This is a genomic window from Leisingera sp. ABD4_442 (assembly GCF_056160905.1).
The window spans coordinates 90,234-112,625 of sequence record NZ_JBSWYB010000004.1; the positions used below are offsets into that span (position 1 = coordinate 90,234).

A 22,392-nucleotide genomic window follows, 5' to 3' on the forward strand; every position below is an offset into this window, starting at 1 on the left:
TGTTCAGAACCATGCCGTCAAAAGCCGCTGCGCTTCTTCTTTTGACAGCAGAACCATGAACACCCAACCAACGCTATGCGTGAAGGTGACTCGACGGACAGGCACTTTGCGATTCCAATATCAGTTGCCGCTTATGGGCTTACTATGGGCGTGGTGTGCTCTGAGCTCTAACCTTGGACCGCCCCTATGAATAGGAAACGGAGGAGAACTAGCAGGGAAACCCGCAAAGAAATAGGGGCGGTTCACCGCCCCTATTCTGCCTCATACCTGTGAGATGTTAGTGTTGTAGGCTGTTACTCTGCATCACAGCAGGAAGTCACCGGCATCCCATACTGTTCCGTCCGCAAAGATGAATTCTTCAATGTGCTGACCTTTGTCCGCCAACTCGATTTCCCCTTTGCGGCCATCAAGATCCCATTTGAGCAATAGGGATCTGCCGTTCAAGGCAGTGCCGTTATTTGAATCTGAAACGGTCTCAACGACTAAATCGTCCGCGACCAGATCCTTGAACACAATGGTATCATGTCCTTCGCCCGAATACTCGCCGCTGCGCTGGATCCAATTGTTGCCGCTGTGGCTTGAAAGCAGATAGACGTCGTCTCCTTCGCCCCCTGCAAGGTTGTTGTACTGGCCATCAGAGGCAGCGATCAGATCGTTTATGGCGCTGCCATTCAAGTTCTTCGTGGTTGGCGCGTAGACAAAGTTATTGATCGTCTTGCCATCCGCGAAGACAAATTCTTCAATGGCGTCACCCATGTGAGCAACGCGGAATTCCCCGCCATTGCCGACAATGCGCAATGCGATACCATTTCCGTTCGAGTAATCGTGAGTCCCAAGTGTGATATTGCTGACGGTCAGGTCGCCGAATTCCACACGGTCATTGTCGCCGTCAGAGATTTTTTCTCCGCTGGAGGAAACGAACAGCTTTTTGTCATGGGCCGCGTCAAAGAGATAGGTATCGCTCCCGTTCTCACCAGAAGCATACTGCCAGCTTCCTGTACCGCTCCCAGTGTCCAGAAGATCGTCGCCTTTCCCACCATACAGGCGGTCATTGCCGCTTCCCCCGTATAAGCGGTCATTGGCTGTACCGCCAGTAATGGTGTCATTGCCGGCTCCGCCATACATGTCGTCGCCGTTTGCTTGATGCGAGGCACTAGTGCTGCCAGTTTGGCCCGAGACTAGTACATCATTACCGAACCCGCCTTTTAGCGTGTCTTTATCTGCTGTGTTGTAGTCGTTACCGCCATTGATGGTATCACTGCCATTGCCGCCAGTCAGGATCTGGCGCCCATTGACACCATAGAGCACATCATTTCCGTTCCCACCATCAAGCGTGTCAAACCCATGGTCATTGTTGCCATCTGACGCGGCATAGAGAGTATCATTTCCGTCTCCGCCCTTCAGGAGGTCTGTACCTTTACCGCCCGCGAAGTAGTCGCTTCCTGCTCCGCCATAGAGTTCATCGTCTCCCCATTGACCGTGCACGGTATCGCCTTGTGGCGTATCACTTTGGTCGGCTGCAAAAAACTGATCATCGCCCATGCCCAGAACTGCTGTATCATTGCCAAGCCCGCCCCAAACACGGTCGTTCCCATCGCCCGCTACAATACTGTCGTTGCCATCACCGCCAGCGAGATTGTCGTGGCCGTCCTCGCCGTACAGGGTGTCGCTTCCGCTGCCACCCTCTAGAGTGTTGTCGATGTCGTTACCTGTAAGGCGATCTGCATGATCAGAACCGACGAGGCTTTCGATTTCAGTGAGCGTGTCTCCCTCGGCATGGCCACCTGAAGCGGTTGCATTGGTGAGATTTATGGTAACAGACGCCGACGAACCCTCGTAGTTTGCAACATCCAGAATACCGCTGCCGCCATTCAGGCTATCAGCCCCTGCACCACCTTGAAGAATATCCCGACCGTTTCCACCAATGAGTGTGTCATTCCCTATTCCGCCAATAAGCTGGTCATCGTCTTCACCGCCTGCAAGGGAGTCATTACCGCCTTCGCCATATAGAGCATCGAAACCATCGCCGCCGGTGATGGTATCGTCACCATCGCCGCCCTTCAAACTATCGTGGCCTTCTGCACCAGCCAGGCTATCAGCACCTTCGTTGCCGTAAAGACGATCAGATCCAGTACCTCCGTTCAGCGTGTCGCTTCCGTTTCCACCAAAGAGGTCGTCGCTCCCTGCCTCTCCATTCAGAACGTCGGAATCGGAACCGCCACTCAGCATATCGCCGCCGCTGCCGCCATAAATTACGTCACTGCCATCTCCGCCCCAAAGCAAGTCGGCACCTTCGTGGCCCTTTAGAGTGTCGTTACCATTTTCACCTGACATGATGTCGGCGCCGGAACCGCCAAGCAGACTATCGTTGCCATCACCACCGAAGACACCATCTGAACCCGTTCCACCGCTCAATGTGTCGTTGCCGCCGTAGCCACCGAGGGTGTCGTCTCCTTCGTGCCCATGGCTGAGACCCGCAGTGTTGTTTCCGGACAGGAAGTCGTTTCCGTGCCAGCCATCCAGTGCAGGGCCTTCCCATCCAAGGGTTGATCCGCTGAAGTAGTGAATCCCATCAGCACCGGTCGTGAAACTGTTATCAGCTAGCCAAATGTTATAATTATGCCGGATATAGGCATCGCTCGTATCGGCATCAGCATCGGTGCTGAGGGTAACGACTGTACCATCAGAAAAATGTATATTTTCAATATCTTGCAAGTCAATGGCATTCGGATGGTTGACCAATTGCCATTGGTTACCTCCAACTTTTTCCAAAGAGTAATCGCTTCGAGAACCGTTCACATAAACGGTGTCGTTGCCTTTACCTCCTTGTAGGATTGCCCAGCCCTCTTTTGCGCTTCCACCATATTCTGCTGTTTTCTCGACGCGGAAGATATCATTGCCATCACCACCTTCCAGAAGGTCATCCCCTCGCCAAGTGTACAGCGTATCACTTCCTGCCCCCCCGCGCAGTGTATCATCACCATTGCCGCCGTTCAGTACATCGTTGCCGTTGCCACCATCCAAGGTGTCGTCATGGCTATTGCCGTACAACGTATCGTTTCCATTCCAGCCAGAGATATAGTCGTCACCGTTTCCTCCACTCAAATGGTCGTGGTTACCGCCTCCAAGCGCGAAGTCATCACCATTCCCGCCTGTCAGTGTATCGGCTCCAGCACCACCTGAGAGGAAGTCATCACCGTTCCCGCCATTAACCTGGTCACGGCCATCGTCTCCTCTAAGGTAGTCATCGGCACTTCCGCCAGTAATCGTATCATGGCCGCCGCCGCCAAAGATCGGCAGATCATCCAGCATTCCCGCACCTGAGAGAATGTCATCTCCCTCACTGCCTTGGGCCGCCTCGACTCCGTGGTCTATGAGAACTGCATTTGCTCCCGTATCGCCGGTAACGATAAGCGTATCGATACCGTCGCCACCATTTACATTGCCGCTAATCAAATCTTCAGCGTCAACAAACAAGAGATCATTGCCGCCATGACCGCGAATATCGTCAGAACCGGAATCTCCTGACAATACATCGTCATTATTGCCGCCCCAAACGCTGTCATTGCCAGCGCCACCGAAAACCAGTACTGAACGTGAATGGCCAGCAGCATCCAGTTTGTTTACGTTTTCGTCCCCAAATGCACCGTCAAGAGCCAGGTCATTCAAGTTAATGTTTGAATGACCCTCATCGCCTACAACAGCGTACTTTAGTACGCCGCCTTCCTCAGACTCAATTTGATAGCCTGTCTCGGTTTCCACAAACTTCCAACCATTTTCGGTTGTTGCAAAGGAAACATCTGCAACGCCGCCAATCACCAGCTCATTGTCCCTGACGTAAGATGCGTTGCCGTAAACGACGGCTCCATCAAGCTCCAGGTCATCACTGGTATTCGCGAACCCCAGACCATTATCGTATCCCAAGTTAATTTGAGAAATTCCAAGCTGCTCCAAAGTAAACAGCTCACCCTGATCGGTGATGCCGTTTTGGTTCTGGTCTCTCCAGACCCTCAACTCCCCCCAAGAGGCATCGCGATTGTCAAGAACTTGGACTTCACGCCCACCTATGGTGACAGTTGATTGATCAGTGTTGAAAATGAAATCACCGTTTTCATCTTTAGCTGTTGCTAAAGCCTGAAGGTCCGTTCCGTTACCCCATTGCGAAAAGGCTAGCTCTCTCGATTGGTCGATAACGCCGTCTCCCTGGCCCCGCGTACCATCAGCATTCAGGTCAATGACAAGCATACCATCGTCGGGAGCGACCCAGGAAGTTTGCTCCCTGAACCCATCACCATCCACATCAAAGGTGACAGTTCCGGTGCCATTTATCTCGACACCGTTGCCATTAAGGTCAATGAGAACAGGCCTGATACTCGGTGGTTCCCCTGCGGTGTCTGCGTCTCCAGTTGCGGTTCCGCCAGTTGCGACCCCACTTTCAGCTCGGTCAACCAAATCCTTAAGGTCTCGGACCTGAGAGGGGTTCAATTGATCACTATTGGCAATGTCATTCAAAGCATCTCGAACAGAAGTTTCTGACATGCGCTCCGGATCATTAGAATTTAGAGCGTCCTCCACAACTTGAAGATCTTCAATGAAGTCATGCTTGGCAAGTTCATTGTTATTATGGGATTGAACTAAGCCATAGGCTGTCGCGGCTGCAGTAAGCCCAAGTCCAACTGCAAATGGGATTGAAAAAATTGGAAAGGACAAAACTAGGCCAATTACTGTAATTCCAGTAATAACCCCACCTAGTATAGCGTTTGTTTGACCTAAAGCTTCTTCCGAAAATGCTGGCGCACTTACACCATACCTTTCCTGAAGGTCAATTGGTTCGGGAGCAGGTGTGCCGCCGCCCCCTGAACCACCCTCCTCGCCATTAGGATCACCCCCTCCTTCGTAGGGGCCGACAACGATCTCACCAAGATCAATTGGATCATCTGGGGTACCAGTACCGCTGAATCCTCCAGATCCTCCAGATCCTCCAGAAGGCGCACCGAAAACCATTCTCTCTTTGAATGAATAAGTTGAAATATTAAACATCAAGTCTTTCCAGGTTAGTGAGTATCGCAAAACATGGTTGGTAGGAGCGAGGCATCCCGACGCCAGCTAAAAGTGTAAAGCCTCAGAATGCCAGTGATTAGGTTAAACGTTGCTGAGAAGTTATGAGCTTGCCGTTTCGCCTTTCCAAAGAGACGATTTTTGTGACCTTCATTTGGTGGTCCCTGCGAATATAATTTACCCTTTCGTACGGGAATCTGGCCGCGAGTTTTGGCAGCAACATGCGCGGCTTTATACCATGGCCGATCAAACTAATGATCCAAAACTGGCTGCCTGACTGCCACTCTTCGAACGCAAGGGGGACCTTATTCTCAACATGCTTGGCCGCGGTTCTTTCGTTCAAGAAAGCCCATGTGATTGCACCAAACTGACTTTCACCTCTGAAAAATCTGTACTGCTTGTAACGGATCGGTGGTATTAGCATGGTGTTGATGTCTGCTAGTACATATTTGCGATGCACCGGGCAGACTGACATTGCTCTGCAGAGTGCCGCTAAGGCTAAATCATCATTTACAGACATTTTTTGCAATCATATTGCTTAGATCAATTCTTGCGATCAATCTAAAATGCTTTCGATTGGTTTATTTTGCGCGACATGGTGATTGTGAAGATTCGTGGACGCAGGCAACTGCAGTTGATCGCTCTCTATTCTTCCGAAAGGTCAAGTCTTTGTGACATTTGCAGTAGCACCTGGCAGCAGATAAAGAATAATGTTAATTGAACGGTCTCAAAAGCAACGTCCGCATAAAGGGAAATGTAATCAGACTGGATTAGCAATCCAGGTCGAGGTGTAGCTGTGAAATACATCGTTGCAGTCAAATAAGTTCCAAGGCTAAGTCTTGACCCTTTGATTATCTTATAATCCATAATGCCAGCCCTCTTTGAAGCAATCTCCGCAACCGTTGCTAGTGCCGACACTGCACAGAGCATCGCAACGCTACCGGCGGGTGTTGCGAAGACTAAATTGTCCAAGATGCTGAGGGTTAGTGATAATGATATCGCTACAACAATATTAATCACGTTATGCTTTCTGTAAATGTTTTTCTGGATAATTGAGAATGTTGGTTTGGGCGTTAAGGATTATTTATTTAAAATGGCCCTGCCTTCTTGTCTCCATAAGGGAGCAGAGTTTAGTAGTCAAGTGTCCGTCGTCAGGGATATTGGGACAGATGGCTGTCTGAGCTAAGAGAGGATCTGGCTCATCTGGTCGTTGTGATTATGCGGCGGATTTGCGGTGAAGCAAGCGCCGGGTTTCGATGGTTTTCCTTTTGATCCTTTCTCTTTGTTTCAAAATGGCCTGGCCGCGGCCGAAGTAGACGTCTGCGGGCGTGAGGTTCTGCAGGCTCTCGTGATAGCGCCGGTGATTGTAATGGTCGACGAAGGCGCCAATCTGTTGCCTGAGATCACTGGGCAGGTAGTAGTTTTCCAGCAGGATGCGGTTCTTGAGGGTCTGGTGCCAACGCTCGATTTTGCCCTGAGTTTGCGGGTGATATGGGGCACCGCGGACATGATCCATCTGCTGATCTTCCAGCCACTAACCCAGCTCAGCAGAGATGTAACTCGACCCGTTATCGCTCAGCAGCCGTGGCTTGTGCCGTACGGTTGCCTGATCGCAGCCCGAGGCCTGCAACGCCAGATCCAGCGTGCCGGTCACGTCACCCGCTTTCATCGTCGTGCAGAGTTTCCAGGCGGTGATATAACGGCTGTAATCGTCGAGGATCGTGGACAGGTAGAACCAGCCCCAGCCGATGACCTTCAGGTAGGTAAAGTCGGTCTGCCAAAGCTGCTTCGGCCGTGTGGTCTTGTCACGGAACTCGTCAGAGGCGGACAGAACCACATAGGCAGGGCTGGTGATCAGGTCGTAGGATTTCAGGATGCGATACACGGAAGCCTCTGACACAAAATACTTTTCCGCATCTGTGAAGCGCACGGCCAACTCGCGCGGCGACAGCTCGCTTTCCTGCAGGGCGAGGTCCTTGATCTTCTCTCGCACTGGCTCGGGAATGCGGTTCCAGACCCGTGACGGCTTGGGACTGCGATCCTCAAGCGCCTCGGGGCCACCCCACAGATACCGACCATACCAGCGATAGAAGGTCGTCCTGGGGATGCCGAGCTTGTCCAGCGTGCGCCTGGTCGGCAGATGCGATCTTTCGACGACGCGGATGATCTCCAGTTTCTCGGATGCGGGATACCTCATTCGTCGTCGCCCCCATCCGCGATCATGCTTTTTTTGAGAAGCCGCAGTTCAAGCGCCTGTTCGGCCGCGACTTCTTTCAGGTCGCGGGCCTCTCGGCGCAGATCCTTGACCTCGCTCGACGTCGCCGCACGTGCCGTATCACCCGCCAGGCGCTTCTTGCCGGCTTCCAGAAACTCCTTTGACCAGCTGTAATACAGGCTTTGGGCAATACCCTCGCGGCGACACAGCTCTGCAATACTGTCCTCGCCTTTCAGGCCGTCCAGCACGATCCTGATCTTCTCCTCAGCCGAGTACTGTTTGCGGGTGGCGCGACGGATGTCCTTGACGACCTTCTCGCCGTGGCTCTGCTTGGTTCCGGGTTTCTGTCTCATCTCCACTCCTTGGTGGTTACGATGTGCCAGAAACCCTCTCCTATCAAATCACCCTAAACTGTCCCATTGGCGCTGACGTCAGACACCCCAAACCGGCCGTTGGTACACAGTGCAGCATTTCTGGAACAGATCGCGGGACGCAGCTGCCGTTCGCTGCGGGTGCGGCCTCGGCTATCCCGCAGGGCCGCTTCTCGCAAGAAAGCGGACTATGAAAATATTTAAACCCGTAAAGCGCAAATGGATTGATCAAATCAATTCCAGAAAGATAAAATTGCGTTTGCACCTCTCTTTACAAAAGAAGCTTTCTCGAGTCGACAAAGACTAGGGGGCTTCCAACCAGATTGTGCAAAGGCCTGAGTGTTGCGGTTGAGACCAATAGTAAATTAGCGGTGATAGAACTTCTGGCTAGCAAGCGCGTATTTGAGATGCACCACCTATATTTCTCGCGAAAAGTATCTCAAAAACGTTAGTAAGAAATATAGAATCATCAAGCGCGCCAAAAGGAGAAAAATCGCGGCCATTGTGCCGAAACGGTCTTAGAATATGAAGTTTCCCGGATCCTGGAGGTCGGACACCAATGCTCCTTCGATCTCGATCTCTACGTTGCGGAACGAAAGCACCACATCATCACCATCCTGATCGAAAGTGAGCTTTCCTAGATTGGATGCACCGTTGGCGATATGGATCTTGTCTACTCCGATTTCAAAATCAGAGATTTTGTCCAGCCCGTCGCCTTTTGCGAAAACAAAAATGTCACTTCCTTGCCCTCCGATTAGAAGGTCATTTCCCTTCCCCCCGTCAAGTACATCCCTTCCGTTGTCTCCAAGCAGAACGTCTTCACCGCGGCCTCCCCAAAGCGTATCGTGACCTGCTCCTCCGCGGAGCTCATCATTGCCGCCTTTACCATAAAGCCTGTCACGGCCTTTTCCTGTTTCTAGCTGGTTCGCTTCACCGTTGCCGGAAACGCTATCATTACCGCTACCTGTCCTGACCCGCTCGATTCCGATTAACCGATCACTTCCATAGCCTGTGTTCTGTGCCTTAGTGCTGCCCAAGCGGACTACAGCATCTTCCGTACCTGTGAAAAGGGCCAGGTCGCTACCATTTCCACCGCGCAGCACGTCATTCCCAGCCCCTCCCTTAAGACTGTCGTTGCCCTGCCCGCCGTTAAGCGTGTCGTTCCCGGCCAGCCCAAAGAGCTTGTCCTTGCCTCCGTTACCTTTGAGAACATCGGCGATGTCGCTGCCATTGAGCTGGTTATTACCAGCATCCCCAGTAGCCCGATTGACAATCTCCAAGATAGTTCCTCGAATTGCGTCACCATCTGAGTCTCCGCGTGAATCGGTCCAGGATACAACCAGCGACCCATCAGTTAATGCGGCCAAGCTGGGGTCAACTGCGTCTGATTGACCGCTAGAAACCAGCAAAGCGTCTGACTTTGCAGTACCTTTCTGGTCATAAATTCGTACGTAAACGTCAGATTGACCATCAGACTCAGATGTCCAACTAACGACAACCCAACCATTAGGGAGAGCCGTGACTTCAACATCGCTTTCGGTCGCGGCGAAGTTGGAATCCGCTCTTACAGTGATGCCGTCCGGATTGTTGTCTAGGTCATCAAAAATTCGCAGTGTCACCCCTGTCCCGTTCTCATAGGTGCTGGCATAGGCCAGAGCGAAACCTTCACCGGGTAATGCTGCAAGCTCAATTTCTTCATCATCATCTGATGGGCCAACAGGATCGATTACAAAGAAGGCACCCTCAGACAGTCCTGATGATTGACGAAATTGGAGATGGATTGGATTCGTGCCATCGTCGCTCACTTCAGTTGCGGCAATTAGCATCTTCCCATCAGATAGAGCTGCGATATCAACGTTTTGATAGTTTACAAATCCGCTAGCAACAGAGAAGATATTCAGATGGGAACCATCTTGCGTTTTAACATTTAAGTACAGAGATTCAAAAACCTCATCCTGAAGTATTGTATGCTGTTGGCCGTTGGCACCAACCGCGAGCGCCGCGTTGCCAAAAAACAAGGTGTTGCTGACAAGAGATTGCGGCCTTTCGATTGCCCCGTCGGAGGAGACGGAAGCGGTCATCAGAACCTTATCCTGCCACGAACTATTGTCGCTAATCCAGCGCAGCAGGATACTTCCGTCGGAATTCTCGGCAATCAAAGGCTCACCGTACATCTGCACCCCGAGAGCGGAACCTGAGTAAGGCAGAGTGTAGGCTCCCGATTCTGTCTCCACTGGCTCTCCATCAGCCGAAAAAATCGTGAGCGCCAAAGAGTCTGTGCTACTGAAGTGATTGCCATAAACAATCGCAAAACCGCCGCCTGAGAGCGGAAGCAGTGAGGCGCCGTACTGGTCGCCACTTTCAAAACCATTCATTTGGAATTCATCAGTTTTGGAAGAAACAATAGTGCGATTGATGACAGTCATTTGGCAACTTTCAATAGATGGTTCCGGTGAGTGATGACCGGAAAAATTGTTAAGCTTGAAACAATAAAACTTTGGTGAAGTCAAGTTGTGGGAGTAAGGCCACTTCAACGAGACTGAGTTCTTTGGTAGCGATTAGCCAGTCGCATGCGGTGCACTGACGTCTCTTTAGCTCGGTTTGCGACGCACTGCTCCAGCGAAAGCCTAAACCGTGTTCAATGTCGTGTGTGGATGGGCGAGCGGCCTGGTGCGTCTGCAGCATCCTTGCAAGGCGTCGATGGCGGCTTTGGGCTCAATCCCGCCGTCCGCTGCAGTACGGACTGGTGTCCGGTTCGAGCCCTTTGCGGACCTTGAGTTGCGGCTAGGAAGCCCGGCCATTTGCGGAAGGAAAGGTTGTCATTGGATGTCCGCTCTTCGGAAAATCCAAAGCCCTCCTTTATTGGACTGTTTGCCCGCCGCCCCATGCAGATCAGCGTCGACGTCGAGAACTACGCGCTGTAACCTTTGCATCCACAGCCTGAAGTGAGTATCGCCGACAACCAAAACCGAAACCCCAGCCTCAACATCTTCAAACATCGATTCGATCCAAACACCAAAACCATCATTCCGATCAGAAGCTCCTATAAGGTCTCCCTCGTGACCGATACCGCCTTCGTGGACCAATGTGTTTCGAAGCAACCTCAGTCGATGCAGGTCACTCCATTCTCTGTCCCATTGCGCCGAGTTGCAGGCACGCGCTTCGGATTGAATAGCGAATTGCACCTTGTATAGTTTCGCGACCCTTCCAGCGCCTAGCTGATAGGCCTGCCTTACTTCTACGTCTCCCGCCCGCAGTTTAGGCGCCAAGCCAACAATGGCTGCCTCAGCAATCGAATACGCTGAACAAATCAGGGCAGAACGCATCTGGCGAAACAGCAGCCGGTCTTCCAGCTCTTCGCACCGCCGCTCAGCCCCTCAAGCCGCGAACTCAACGGGTGAACCGGGAACGTGATATCAGGAACGACGTTCTGACAGGGAAGTCCCGGCAAGTGCCGGGCTCTTCCTTGTTCTAGTGGGCATACAGCGCTGCCTGGCACTTGCAACGGTCAGTCAGCCCTACGCTAGGGAGTGGCAACTCCTTCCGGATTAATGCCATGAGCAGCGAAGAAAATCTCCTGGTCAATGTACCCGCCGAGCTCATCGACTGGAGCACCAAACAGCTTCAGAAAATCCTGCTTACCGAGAATCTTTTCACAATCGATAAAAATGCTCCGAAGCAATGTGTTGAAAGAAGCAACATACTCTTTCGGGCCAATCTCACCGGCCTGAAAACGCTCCAAAAGGCGCTCCTGCTTCTCATGGAGTTGCGTTTGCAGCTTCTCCACCTCCAGCAGTCTCGTGTCGCTGTACTCATCACCCAAAAAGGTTTCGGCCATGGCTCTGAACTCTCTCCGCCTAAAGTCAGTCGCGCTGCCGCCCAGATTTAAGCGCTCTTTCGCGCCGCTTTTATAGATCTCAGCTATCTTCTTATCAAAAATGTCGAATTTATCCAAATCAACCTCCATCACTTCAATGCTGGTGGCTTAGTTGACAAGTCACAAGCTCTGGCCACGGAACTCCATCTTTCCCGAAGTGTCCCCACATAAATGCGGACCCCAGGTAGCCTTTGGCTCTGGACACGGTTTTCCCGGACGGACGAAGAATCCGGTTTGATGTCTGGTGACACACTCCCGTGGTCCCATAGTCGATACCGGCTTCCGACCGCGGCTGTGACAGGCAATCAGCCGTGTCGGCATTGCCAGTTCCGGAACAAACCTGCCTGCCGCCTGAACTGCGTCCCCAGCAAGGCCAAACATGCCCTGCACTGCTGGTTACATAGGTGTGGTCTGCTAATCCCCCCATTGTGGGAATAGCCCATCCCTTAAGTGTATCTGTCACCTCACCCCCCCCATGAAGAGCAAACAACTTCATCGGAAAAATAGTAAACCGGACACGAAAGATAGCAAATTGCCAACAAGAATCATACCCAGCACAAAATTTAGGGCAAAAAACCCCGGTGCCAACCGCGTAAATCTACGTCTCTGAGGGTAGTATTGCTTACATCGACCGCATTACGCCGGAGACCAACACCGCGCCGATGTCGCGGCAGTCAGAAAGACAAACGGGAGTTACATGCTGACACCAACACACACGCTGTGCTAGTATATCTAATGTGTCTTTAGCGATTATAGCGAGGGTTAGGTATGCGTAAGTTCCTTCTCACATCAGCAGTAGTACTTGCTGTAACTTCTATTCCATCTCTCTCATTTGCACAGGCAGTATCGATAGAAAGTGCAGAAAAAACCGTAGATTCATTCATGATCGATGCATTCGAAGGAATGAAGGTGGGAACTTTCGGAGCTGCTTGTCCTGCCCCTGGAATAATAGCCGCCAAGTTTGTAACCGGCGAAATTGGGCTGGATGATGCAAAAAGGGCGATGATTCCTGCGATTCTTCGCGATAAATCCACCATGATGGCAGAAGTCATGTCTGGAGGGACGATTTCTGAAAGCTACCAAATAACTCTTCGAAAGAAAGAGGTTGTAACTCAAGCCGAACTTGACGAGTTGATCAAGTTCGCAATTTCCTACATTCAGGAAAACTGAAGCCAACCTGACGACAATGAAAAAGCTAATGCCCCGGCGCTGGCCGGGGCTTCCTGCATTTCTGAGGGTCAGAAGACTGGTGTTTCGCTTGGCGAGGTGAACGCTCCGTTCAGATCTGGCAGTAACCCGGCTGCCGCCCCGGAAATGGTCCCGCGGCCCGCTGCACATCTATATAGGCACCCTGCGGATCATAGCGCGCGCACCTGCCGCACTCGCCGCCGCATATCAGTACCGCCCCAATGTCCCGCCCATCGGGCAGAGAACAGCGGCCTACTTCCCGGTCATAGGTCTTCTCTCCAGTCAGGCGGCAGGAGACCGCGTGGCCGCGTACTAGCCTGGAAACGGCACGGGTTGCCCGGTCCCCGAGAACAGTCCCGCGCTCATCACAAGTCGGCCCCTGCAAGCGCACAGGGACGCCGGACACCTCCAACGTGTCTCCGTCGCGCAATGGGTCACTGGCCCGTTCAGATCGCCGCTGAGGGGCGGTTTCTGGACTCTTGGGCTGATCTCTTTCCACAACTCAGTGTCAACCAGCGTGTCGATTTTGATCTCCTTGCCGCAAGACTGGCACTCGCACATCCCCCTGCTGCTCCTTAGTTGGACGGCTACTAGCTTCACATTAGTTGATGAGAACCTTGGGGATATCAGAGTAGTTAATGTGTGCCAGGATAGGGCTTCCCAACTGCATTGTTTCCACAAACACCGGTATGGGCTTAGTTTCGTCTTGTGTCCTTAGTTCAGCGGGGCTCATAGCTACGGACAGGACGCCAAACAGTTGACCCGGGTAGTTCGAAAGAACACACCTAATCTTTCTGTGTGCACCGTCGGGCACGGTTTTTATGTCGTAGTTTACGGGGTACTCTGATCCACCAACGACAATCACACCAGCACCGGACATTTCAAAATTTTTCACACACTTCTCCTTGGTTTCCCTCATAACGAACGCTAGGTTCCCATCCTTTTTTAGGTAAGAACTTGGCCCTCGCCATCTCAATTTAAGACTATGTTTCTGCGCCAATTTAGAGGCCAGCGCTTGCCTCCTTTTATGGGTGAACTAGGAGTTCATCGTCTTGTACGCTCCGCTAAACAGGCCGCCCAAGAACTCGCCGGCCTTTGCGGCATCCCACCCTCCGCTTTGGGCCTGCTTCACAGCCTGTGGCATAGGTAGGCTCTTGCCGCCGATCTCAACTTTACGGCCCAAGAGGTACATGCCCTTTGACGTTAACCGGCAGCCAACCCAACGGCCTTCGCCCCTGCAGCTTTCAACTCTAAGAATCTCCTCTTGGATCAACCATGTCATGCAGTTAATAAGGAGGGGAAATTCCGCGTCACCACTTGCTATGACTCTCCCGTCAATTGACACGGGCTCAATTCCAACGGGCTCGAAAATTTCGAGGATTTTACCAATCATTGCGGATTGCTTCTGGTATCTGTCAGTCAAAGCCATCCCTCCTCAGCTGAACTTTGGCCTTAAACGGCCTTCGCAAAAGTCGGTCTTCAGAATGAAGACCCCCTCTTCATCGGTGCTGCCTTTAGCCATGAACTGTTTTGCAGCCGCAATGATCTCCTCCTGGTGTTCCCAGAAGTTCTTTTCCGCCTGATCCTTCGTGTCCTCCGTCTCCAGGCAATCGGTTAAGGCCTCCCTTGTGATCGCGAACAAGAACCCCACGCCTTCAATATTCAACCGAAACTTGAAAATCTCGCGCGAGGGCTCGTAGTACAGGCCGTAACCTTTATCAAAATCACTCATAGCTGTTTTCCTGTTTCGAACGATAATTCGGCATATACAACGCTTTCTGGTGTCGCTTCACTCGCTCGATAATATCGGTTGTGTCGGCCTCAGGTTCAACAACCACAGAGCCACCACTGACGATATTTTTTTGCACCCGTCGGCTCACTTCCCCGAGGAACCACCTCACATCCGCTTCTGACAGGCCCAGGCACTCCCCCCCGGCCACAACCAGCGTATCGCCGGACTGCAGGAAGCTGATCAGGTTTGTCCGCTTAATCAGGACCGACTAGGGTCGCGTGGTTTTCTTCTTCACCACATCCCAGAAATAGCGTGCCTCCTCGCCAATGGTGCGCGATCCGCGTGAACTGAACCTTTCCAACAAAGTCCAGGAAGCGGACTTTGGCTAATTCTGGCTGCCGCTGATCAGAAGCACAAATTTTCATCCGCAGCGAATGGCCGGATAGTCCCGCCACTCTCTTTTGTTGGCGGTTCTATCAGCGGCCGCTTAGCGCCGTTCTCCACGTGCTGCACACGCGAGGGGCAACCTTTCGGTCAACGGCAGCAGGTTCATCCCACCGCTACCGTGGTCGACTTTCTCACCGCTGCTCTCAAATGCGCTGTGATAGGCGTGCCGCAACCGGGTTTCGGCCTGCTCTCCTTCAGTGCAGCCATTCCGCCGGGATTTCTAAACTTCGAAGCATCCGGCGTGTCTTTGCAGAAAACTCGTCGCAGGAAGAAGGCAACTGAACCCGCTCAACAACTCTCCGGGCGATAAATTCCTCTTGCGCATCCCAGTCATCCTCAACACTGTTGCAATCCAATAGTTTCTGCCAGTCCGCCTCGGCCTCACTGTCAACAGCCTCATACTCAGCGTGGCCCAAAGAACCGAAACACAGCCACATATGGCCCAGCCAAGGGTGTTCTGCCAATTCAAGCATTAGTTTGCTGAATGCCGCTGAAAAGCACCTCCTGTTCAACGCCAGATCAAATACGCGCTTACCACGGCCGGTTCTGACAATGCGTAGATGACATTGGTCCTGCTCTTTCAACGCGCGGACAGCAAACCAGGTCGTCAAATCGTCGGCCAGAAACGCGTGGGGCTCGCCGCCCGCTTTCAAGCATGCGGCAAAGCGCGCCCAAAGCACGAGCGAATCTTCTACATCGTTTAGAACGAGTTCTATCTTTTCTTCTTCGAACTTCACATTGACGCTGATCCACCCGTTGATCACCTGTGCAAGCTCAAAAGATATCTCCACTGGCGTAAGCTCAGCTTGGGGCAGCGGGAAAGGCTCATCAAGCCGAACCCAGGAATTGGAGCCCAAAATGCAGCTCCAGCCTTTTAGCTTGGCCAGTCCGAACTGGGCGAGTTCCAGATACTCTGGCGTCACATTAAGTACACTTAAACAGTTGAACTCGGCTTTCTTGAAAGCTGCCAAGTCAGCCTCCAACTTGTCGCGCTTGCCTTCAACTGCGCTGACTCGCCAATGCGCGTCACCCGGCCAGCGCCAGGAAACAAGAGTGTATGTTTTGAGATCGTGAACCAAACTATTAACCGTGAGAACCGGATTTCCATCTGCCGGAAACGCGAACCTGGCTGGGTTTTTGCAAGAACTTTCCGCGGCAGATGGTCAAAGGGTGTTCAGGTCTTGCCCCAAGTGCACGAGGCGGTGAAAGAAGAAGAATCTTATCGTCCTGCAGCAGTTTCAACTGGCGCCAATCGGAAGATTATCTCGGCAAGAATGTCCATACGACCACAATAGGTGATACTGCCCCCGCGGTCCATATTTGCCGCTCAACTTCTATTTTGGCGAAGCGCCCGCGACGCGGCATCTGCAGGCTGGTTGCCGCCGTAGAGCTGGTTAGCAAAGGTAGACCATTGATAATTCGGAAACAAAACCAGATCGCATTTTGCCGAGATAGGGCCCCAGGCAGAGTTAAGGAAGCAAGAGATGCGGCACTGTAGACACCAAGACTTATCAGATTAGATCAATGACAAAAAATCATTAACATTCCGACACTTACGGAACCTTGAGCAAGGCCGCCCGGAATGACCGTCTTCCGGAATATTGTGCAGGAAGCATGTCTCAGTAAGTCGAAAATAGTGCGGATACATGCGCGCGCGTGCGCGAAGGAGACGGATCTGGTGCTCAATCCAATAAGCAATCAGGAAAAAATGGCACCAATATGGCTGACTAGCCTGTGTTGAGCCTCGTCGAACAAATAGGCAAGCCTGCGTGGCCGCGCTAGAATGTCAACGAGGTATAAGCCCCCTATCCAGGCAAGCAAAAGGCTAGGAAGAGAAGATTCGCAGCACCGCTACTCTTGGCTGAAACGCTTTGTGGACTGAGGCCTAAAGATCGCGCGACAAGTGCCGCGAGGGAGAAATCCGTCACGAACGCAGCGTTTTCGCAAGCCCGATGAAAATGTCCCCCATACGTCCCCCAAGAAGGACAAGCGGGTCAATGGATTCGCTGGAAGCCCACTAACTTATTGAAAAGATGGTGCCCCCACACGGACTCGAACCGCGGACCTACTGATTACAAATCAGTTGCTCTACCAGCTGAGCTATAGGGGCACACACAATTGCAGGTTTTCGGCGAGACGCCAGGCAACCGCCCAATCAAGCCGTTTAGGGCAAAGGAAACGCCTCGGCCCGATCTGCCCGCGTCTGTTACTAAAGTCTGCAAAAGGCGTCAAGCGTGTATGGCACCCGGAATCATCAGTTTAGGCACATTTCGGGGATAGTGCCCCTGGCAAATGCCCCCGCCCGGATCTGCCGCCGCATTTTAACAGCTGCACTTGAAACTCTGCGGAACTCAAACCCGCCAGGAAACAGTGCTTCAAGCACAGGTTTGACCTTGCTGCGGGGCCGAAGTAGGTCTGATTGTAAGAAACCCGTAAAAACAGGCCAGGTCATGCAGGTCATTATCCACTGCGGAGCGCATGCGACGGAGGAAGACCTTCTGCTGAAAGCTCTGCTGAAAAACGCGGACGGTTTGTCCACGCAGGGCACGGCCGTTCCAGGCCCTGGGCGGTACCGGACCCTGCTGAAGGACTGCATTGCCGCGATGAAGAATGGATCCGCCGCGGAGGATGCGCCTGATCTGCTGTGGGATGCGATCCTGGGGGACCATCAGGCCGACCGGGTCATACTGTCCAATCCGCATTTCTTTGGCTCGCCCAGGCACGCACTGCAGGAAGGGCGGCTTTATCCGGAAGCCGGCACGCGGCTGCAAGCGCTGCAGGCACTGTTTCCTTACGACGCACCCGAGGTCTTCATGGCGCTGCGCAACCCGGCAACCTTTCTGCCGGCACTGTTTGCTCGATCCAGCCGGGCCATTAAAAACAAGGCGCTGCAAGGCTGTGACCTGCGGCAGCTGCGCTGGTCGCAGCTGCTGGAACAGATGCGCAAAATGGCGCCCAGCATGCCCGTCACGGTCTGGTGCTATGAAGATCTGCCGCTGACCTGGGAGCAAGTGCTGCGCGAGCTGGGAGGGCTGGAGGCCGGCACCGGCCTCAAGGGCGGAATGGATCTTTTGGCGGCGCTTCTGCAACCGGAAGGGCTGGAACGGTTGCGCGCCTATCTGGCGGCCCATCCCGGCCTTACGGAAATCCACAAGCGCCGGGTTTATGCGGCCTTTCTGGACAAATTCGCCCGCGAAGAGGCACTGGAAGAGGAACTGGATCTGCCAGGCTGGACAGCCGGGCTGGTGGACGAACTGAGCGAACTTTACGAAGAAGACCTCTTTCGCATCCAGCGGATGCCCGGGGTAGCTCTGATCGCCCCCTGACGCTTGCGGTCTGCCCGGCCCGTTCTTGGGTCAGCCCCCATTATTCCAGCGGCTGGCCGTCGCGGCCAAAAATCAGGCTCTCGGTGCTCAGATCATCATAGGTGATTTCCACTGCGACCTGCTGAAGCGAGCCTAATGGATAGCTGCGGTAGGGCATCCCATCCTCTTCCTTGATCATATTGGGGAACCCCTCCTCCAGATGGCAGGCGGGCAGCGGCCAATCCTGCGGCGCCTGACCGTTTACCCCCAGCCTGATCCCGGCGAGGCCGCAGCGCCATGACCAAAGATGCGTGACATAAAGCAGGTCCTGTCCGTCGAACTCGCGCACATGGATCCAATTGGTCCGGGTGGCCGCCAGGATCGGCTTGACTTCAAGCGCGGTAGTAAAGCGGCCGGTGGCCTCTTGCGGCTCTGCGGCAAGCGCCGCCTGCTGCGCAGCCGGTTCTGCCGTTCCGGCGGCGGCCGTGCCTGCCCCTTTCGGCTCTCCCGGTTGAACCGATGCCGCCAGAATGGCAAGGAACACGTCGATCATCTTTTCTTCTCCCCGGTCTGCGCCCGGCACGGCACAGACCCGTTGGTAATTGCCGCAGGCCGGTTGCGCCGCGCCCTGCAGGCTAGTAGCTACTCTATCAGGCAGTCCTATCCGCCCGGAAGAGACGGAAAACGGGGAAAACAATGGTAAATGCCCCCTTCAATGTGATGATCATCGGCCAAGCTGGCCGGCTGCAGTATGAAGCCGTGCTGTTTGCCGCCTCGCTGCGCCATTGCTCACCGGGCTTTGCGGGCCGGCTTTTTGTGGCGGTGCCTCAGCCTGGCCCCTTGTGGGACAAGGATCCCAGCATCCGCAACGCAGAGGTTCTGCAGGCGCTGGCGGATCTGGGGGCCGAGATCCTGCCGTTCGAGAGCAAGGTGTTTGGCGCTTCCTATCCTTACGGCAATAAAATCGAAGCGCTGCAGGCAATGCCCAAGGGCGAACCTTTTGTGTTCTTCGACACTGACACGCTGATCACGGACGAGCTGGCGGACGTGCCGTTTGACTTCTCCCGCCCCTCCGCCTCGCTGCGGGTTGAGGGCACCTGGCCGAAACCGACGCTTTACGGTCCCGGCTACGGCGGGATCTGGCAATCTCTTTACAACCGCTTTGGGCTGGATTTCCTGTCCAGCCTCGATCCCAGCCAGCCGGATGAATACTGGAAACGGTATCTTTATTTCAACGCCGGCTTCTTTTACGGCGCCTGCCCGCGGGCCTTTGGCAAGCGGTTTCTGGTCTACGCGCAGTCGGTGCTGAACGATCCGCCTCCGCAACTGGTTTGCCAGGCCTTGGATCCTTGGCTGGATCAGATTGTGCTGCCGCTGGTGATCCACTCTTTTGGCGGCGGCCGCGACGGGCTGCCTGGCGGCTATCTGGATGGCAGGACCAGCTGCCACTACCGATTGTTCCCGCTGCTTTATGCACGCGAAAGCGACCGGGTGGTGGAGCTGCTGCATGAAATCACCGCGCCGAACCGGATCAAGAAGGTTCTGAAAGGCTATGAGCCCATAAAGCGCATGGTCTATCAGGGCCGCGGTGAAAAGGTCCGGGCGCTGTTTGATCAGGGCAATCTGCCCCGGCGCGAACAGGCGATCCGCAACCGGATCAAGTCTGAAGGCTTCTGGATGCGCTGACGGCGGCCGGCTGCCCCTCTCGTGACCGGGCGCTCCCGCCTGTTCCCGGGCATCCGCCGGATGCCTCTCACAGTTGGGCCCGGCGCCGCGCGATGCGCGGCGCGCGCCATGCGCAACATGGCGCCAGGCCCAACGGGAGCGGCTGCCGTCAGGCGGCCGGCGACGGGCGGGAGGCCTCTGCTGCGGCATTCACGTGATTGCCTTTGGCACGCAGCCATGCTGTGGTGCGCGCGAGACAAAAGACCTTTCAGGGAGACCACCTCATGTCAGACGCTCCGTCCTATGGTTTCGACACATTGCAGATCCACGCCGGCGCCAAACCGGACCCGGCCACCGGCGCGCGGCAGACGCCGATTTATCAAAGCACCGCCTATGTTTTCCGTGACGCCGAACATGCAGCCGCGCTGTTCAACCTGCAGGAAGTCGGCTTTATCTATTCGCGCCTGACCAACCCCACCGTCGCGGTTCTGCAGGAACGCCTGGCAACGCTCGAAGGCGGCGTTGGCGCGGTGTGCTGCTCTTCCGGCCATGCGGCACAGATCATGGCACTGTTCCCGCTAATGGGGCCGGGCTGCAACGTGGTGGCCTCGACCCGGCTTTACGGCGGCACCGTCACCCAGTTCAGCCAGACCATCAAACGCTTCGGGTGGTCGGCAAAATTCGTCGACACCGACGACTTGGACGCAGTGAAGGCGGCGATCGACGAAAACACCCGCGCGGTGTTCTGCGAATCCATTGCCAACCCCGGCGGCTATGTAACCGATATCCGGGCGCTGGCAGATGTCTCCGATGCTGCGGGCATTCCGCTGATCGTCGACAACACCTCTGCCACACCGTACCTGTGCAACCCGATTGCCCAGGGCGCTGCTTTGGTCGTGCATTCGACCACCAAGTATCTGACCGGCAACGGCACCGTGACCGGCGGCTGTGTGATCGACAGCGGCAAGTTCGACTGGTCTGCCAATGACAAGTTCCCGTCGCTGTCGGAGCCGGAACCGGCCTACCACGGGCTCAAATTCCATGAGACCTTCGGCCCTCTGGCCTATACGTTCCACGGCATCGCCATCGGCCTGCGCGATCTGGGCATGACGATGAACCCGCAAGCGGCGCATTACACGCTGATGGGGATCGAGACCCTTTCCCTCAGGATGCAGCGCCATTGCGAGAATGCCCGCAAGGTGGCCGAATGGCTCGAAAACGATGATCGCGTCGACTATGTGACCTATGCGGGCCTGCCGTCCTCGCCCTATTACGAGCGCGCTCAGGCGTGCTATCCCAAGGGCACCGGCGGCCTGTTCACCTTTGCCGTCAAGGGCGGGTACGAGGCCTGCGTCAAACTAGTGGATTCACTGGAGATCTTCAGCCATGTGGCCAACCTTGGCGACACCCGGTCGCTGATCATCCACTCGGCCTCCACCACCCACCGCCAGCTGTCTCCGGAGCAGCAGGAAGCTGCGGGCGCCGGCCCCAATGTGGTGCGCGTCTCCATCGGCATCGAGGATGCGGATGATCTTATCCGCGACCTGGATCAGGCCCTGGCCAAGGCCTGCGGCTGAGGTCTCCCGCCGTTCAAGTCAGAAAGACCGGGCGCCCTGCCCGGCCTTTTCCATTTCCGCCGGGCCTATTCGCCGCCCGGCGCCATCATGTCAAAGACAACCGACACGGTGTGGGTAAAGGTCAGCTCACCCGCCTCAATGGGCATCGCATCGCTGCGGGCCATTTCCATCGCCATCATCGGGCGGCCGCCGCCGTTGCCATGCTCACTGATCGTCCGCACCGGCCCCAGCTTCATCCCCGCGGCTTCAGCCAGCTGCTGGGCTTTACGGATGGCGTCCTTGACCGCCTCGCCGCGAATCCTGTCAGTCACCGCCTCCGGATTTTCCACACCAAAGCTCAGGCCCTGGAACTGATTGGCACCGGCGCCGAGCACCGAATCCAGCACCGGACCAAGCCGGTCCAGTTCGCGCACCCGCAGCATCAGCGTGCTGGAGGCCTGGAAACCGGTGATCTCGCGGCGGCCGCCGCTGTCATAAGAGCGGTCCTGAGACCAGACAGGATGCATGGCAATCTGCCGGGTCTGCATATCCGCCGAAGCAATGCCCGCGTCCTTGAGGCGTGCAATCACCGCCGCCATCGAGTCCGAGACCGCGGCCATTGCAGCGGCGGCTTCTTCCGCCTCTTCGGTCACACCGAGGGTGATGGTTGCCAGCTCAGGCGCCACCTGCGCCATGCTCTCACCGTTCACGGTGATCTGCCGCAACGCCTGTGCCTCGTCCGCCGCCATTGCCGCAGTGCTCACCGACAGCATCAGCGCCGCTGCCAGAAGTTTCTTTGCTTTCATGCTCAATAGCTCCTTTTGGAATGCCCTCTAGATGGGGGCGGCGAACTGCCGCCCGCAAGCCCCCGCAGCGGTCTTTTCCTTTAACCCGGCAGGTTTCTGCTTTAAGGTCCGCGGCAAAACACCGGGCGCGCCAAGCGGCCCCGGGCAGTATGGATTTTGAGGGTTTGACCCA

16 protein-coding genes, 1 tRNA gene and 1 pseudogene are annotated in these 22,392 nt (G+C 54.7%); 4 read left to right on the forward strand and 14 right to left on the reverse strand.

Annotated elements, in window-relative coordinates; translation table 11 throughout:
• Positions 1–303 precede the first annotated feature (303 nt).
• The 7 genes and pseudogenes from ACXAHG_RS05245 to ACXAHG_RS05275 all read right to left on the reverse strand — a co-directional run bounded on the left by ACXAHG_RS05245 (position 304) and on the right by ACXAHG_RS05275 (position 11,599).
• Complete coding sequence (locus ACXAHG_RS05245; protein ID WP_475056264.1) at positions 304–5,040, reverse strand: hypothetical protein; 4,737 nt, start codon at positions 5,038–5,040, stop codon at positions 304–306.
• Positions 5,041–5,137: 97 nt separating this feature from the next.
• A complete protein-coding gene (locus ACXAHG_RS05250) occupies positions 5,138–5,578 on the reverse strand; it encodes a toxin-activating lysine-acyltransferase (RefSeq protein ID WP_475056265.1) in 441 nt (146 codons plus the stop codon).
• Positions 5,579–5,703: 125 nt separating this feature from the next.
• Entirely contained in the window at positions 5,704–6,078 is a 375-nt protein-coding gene (locus ACXAHG_RS05255; protein ID WP_475056266.1) for a hypothetical protein, read from the reverse strand.
• Positions 6,079–6,274: 196 nt separating this feature from the next.
• A pseudogene (locus tag ACXAHG_RS05260) lies at positions 6,275–7,626 on the reverse strand (IS3 family transposase).
• Between the two features lie 536 nt (positions 7,627–8,162).
• Positions 8,163–10,070, reverse strand: a complete 1,908-nt coding sequence (locus ACXAHG_RS05265; protein ID WP_475056267.1) for a calcium-binding protein — start codon at positions 10,068–10,070, stop codon at positions 8,163–8,165.
• A 393-nt stretch (positions 10,071–10,463) separates the two neighbouring features.
• Positions 10,464–10,970, reverse strand: a complete 507-nt coding sequence (locus ACXAHG_RS05270; protein WP_475056269.1) for a hypothetical protein — start codon at positions 10,968–10,970, stop codon at positions 10,464–10,466.
• Positions 10,971–11,167: 197 nt separating this feature from the next.
• Positions 11,168–11,599, reverse strand: coding sequence for a hypothetical protein (locus tag ACXAHG_RS05275; protein ID WP_475056270.1), 432 nt, complete (start codon positions 11,597–11,599; stop codon positions 11,168–11,170).
• A gap of 690 nt (positions 11,600–12,289) precedes the next feature.
• Between ACXAHG_RS05275 and ACXAHG_RS05280 the strand changes: the two genes are divergently transcribed.
• On the forward strand, positions 12,290–12,691 hold the full coding sequence (locus ACXAHG_RS05280) for a hypothetical protein (protein WP_475056272.1): 402 nt from the start codon (positions 12,290–12,292) through the stop codon (positions 12,689–12,691).
• Positions 12,692–13,310: 619 nt separating this feature from the next.
• Here ACXAHG_RS05280 and ACXAHG_RS05285 read toward each other — a convergent pair.
• From ACXAHG_RS05285 to ACXAHG_RS05305, 5 genes are all read right to left on the reverse strand, one after another.
• Entirely contained in the window at positions 13,311–13,628 is a 318-nt protein-coding gene (locus tag ACXAHG_RS05285; RefSeq protein ID WP_475056274.1) for a hypothetical protein, read from the reverse strand.
• Between the two features lie 117 nt (positions 13,629–13,745).
• Positions 13,746–14,132 carry a hypothetical protein gene (locus ACXAHG_RS05290; protein WP_475056276.1) on the reverse strand — a complete coding sequence of 129 codons (387 nt, stop codon included), beginning with the start codon at positions 14,130–14,132 and terminating at the stop codon, positions 13,746–13,748.
• Between the two features lie 12 nt (positions 14,133–14,144).
• On the reverse strand, positions 14,145–14,441 hold the full coding sequence (locus tag ACXAHG_RS05295) for a hypothetical protein (RefSeq protein WP_475056277.1): 297 nt from the start codon (positions 14,439–14,441) through the stop codon (positions 14,145–14,147).
• Positions 14,442–15,082: 641 nt separating this feature from the next.
• The gene (locus ACXAHG_RS05300; protein ID WP_475056278.1) at positions 15,083–15,967 is read right to left on the reverse strand and encodes a hypothetical protein; all 885 of its coding nucleotides are present in this window, start codon (positions 15,965–15,967) and stop codon (positions 15,083–15,085) included.
• A gap of 955 nt (positions 15,968–16,922) precedes the next feature.
• A tRNA-Thr gene (locus ACXAHG_RS05305) sits at positions 16,923–16,998 on the reverse strand.
• Between the two features lie 493 nt (positions 16,999–17,491).
• Here ACXAHG_RS05305 and ACXAHG_RS05310 point away from each other — a divergent pair.
• Positions 17,492–18,214, forward strand: coding sequence for a hypothetical protein (locus ACXAHG_RS05310; RefSeq protein ID WP_475056280.1), 723 nt, complete (start codon positions 17,492–17,494; stop codon positions 18,212–18,214).
• Between the two features lie 40 nt (positions 18,215–18,254).
• On the opposite strand, the gene ACXAHG_RS05315 is transcribed toward ACXAHG_RS05310, so the two are convergent.
• A complete protein-coding gene (locus ACXAHG_RS05315) occupies positions 18,255–18,746 on the reverse strand; it encodes a hypothetical protein (protein ID WP_475056281.1) in 492 nt (163 codons plus the stop codon).
• 143 nt (positions 18,747–18,889) lie between these two features.
• Between ACXAHG_RS05315 and ACXAHG_RS05320 the strand changes: the two genes are divergently transcribed.
• Positions 18,890–19,879: a hypothetical protein gene (locus tag ACXAHG_RS05320; protein ID WP_475056282.1), complete on the forward strand. Its 990-nt coding sequence runs from the start codon at positions 18,890–18,892 to the stop codon at positions 19,877–19,879.
• A gap of 263 nt (positions 19,880–20,142) precedes the next feature.
• Positions 20,143–21,435: an O-acetylhomoserine aminocarboxypropyltransferase/cysteine synthase family protein gene (locus ACXAHG_RS05325; RefSeq protein ID WP_475044418.1), complete on the forward strand. Its 1,293-nt coding sequence runs from the start codon at positions 20,143–20,145 to the stop codon at positions 21,433–21,435.
• A gap of 65 nt (positions 21,436–21,500) precedes the next feature.
• Here ACXAHG_RS05325 and ACXAHG_RS05330 read toward each other — a convergent pair whose 3' ends face one another.
• Positions 21,501–22,220, reverse strand: coding sequence for an SIMPL domain-containing protein (locus ACXAHG_RS05330; protein WP_475044420.1), 720 nt, complete (start codon positions 22,218–22,220; stop codon positions 21,501–21,503).
• Between the last annotated feature and the right edge of the window lie 172 nt (positions 22,221–22,392).

What these genes read in the sequence shown, in the direction of transcription:
- ACXAHG_RS05245 (WP_475056264.1), bottom strand. Translation starts at nt 5,040, where the DNA reads ATGTTTAATATTTCAACTTATTCATTCAAAGAGAGAATGGTTTTCGGT.
- ACXAHG_RS05250 (WP_475056265.1), bottom strand. Translation starts at nt 5,578, where the DNA reads ATGTCTGTAAATGATGATTTAGCCTTAGCGGCACTCTGCAGAGCAATG.
- ACXAHG_RS05265 (WP_475056267.1), bottom strand. Translation starts at nt 10,070, where the DNA reads ATGACTGTCATCAATCGCACTATTGTTTCTTCCAAAACTGATGAATTC.
- ACXAHG_RS05270 (WP_475056269.1), bottom strand. Translation starts at nt 10,970, where the DNA reads ATGCGTTCTGCCCTGATTTGTTCAGCGTATTCGATTGCTGAGGCAGCC.
- ACXAHG_RS05280 (WP_475056272.1), top strand. Translation starts at nt 12,290, where the DNA reads ATGCGTAAGTTCCTTCTCACATCAGCAGTAGTACTTGCTGTAACTTCT.
- ACXAHG_RS05285 (WP_475056274.1), bottom strand. Translation starts at nt 13,628, where the DNA reads ATGAGGGAAACCAAGGAGAAGTGTGTGAAAAATTTTGAAATGTCCGGT.
- ACXAHG_RS05295 (WP_475056277.1), bottom strand. Translation starts at nt 14,441, where the DNA reads ATGAGTGATTTTGATAAAGGTTACGGCCTGTACTACGAGCCCTCGCGC.
- ACXAHG_RS05310 (WP_475056280.1), top strand. Translation starts at nt 17,492, where the DNA reads ATGAAGAATGGATCCGCCGCGGAGGATGCGCCTGATCTGCTGTGGGAT.
- ACXAHG_RS05315 (WP_475056281.1), bottom strand. Translation starts at nt 18,746, where the DNA reads ATGATCGACGTGTTCCTTGCCATTCTGGCGGCATCGGTTCAACCGGGA.
- ACXAHG_RS05320 (WP_475056282.1), top strand. Translation starts at nt 18,890, where the DNA reads ATGGTAAATGCCCCCTTCAATGTGATGATCATCGGCCAAGCTGGCCGG.
- ACXAHG_RS05325 (WP_475044418.1), top strand. Translation starts at nt 20,143, where the DNA reads ATGTCAGACGCTCCGTCCTATGGTTTCGACACATTGCAGATCCACGCC.
- ACXAHG_RS05330 (WP_475044420.1), bottom strand. Translation starts at nt 22,220, where the DNA reads ATGAAAGCAAAGAAACTTCTGGCAGCGGCGCTGATGCTGTCGGTGAGC.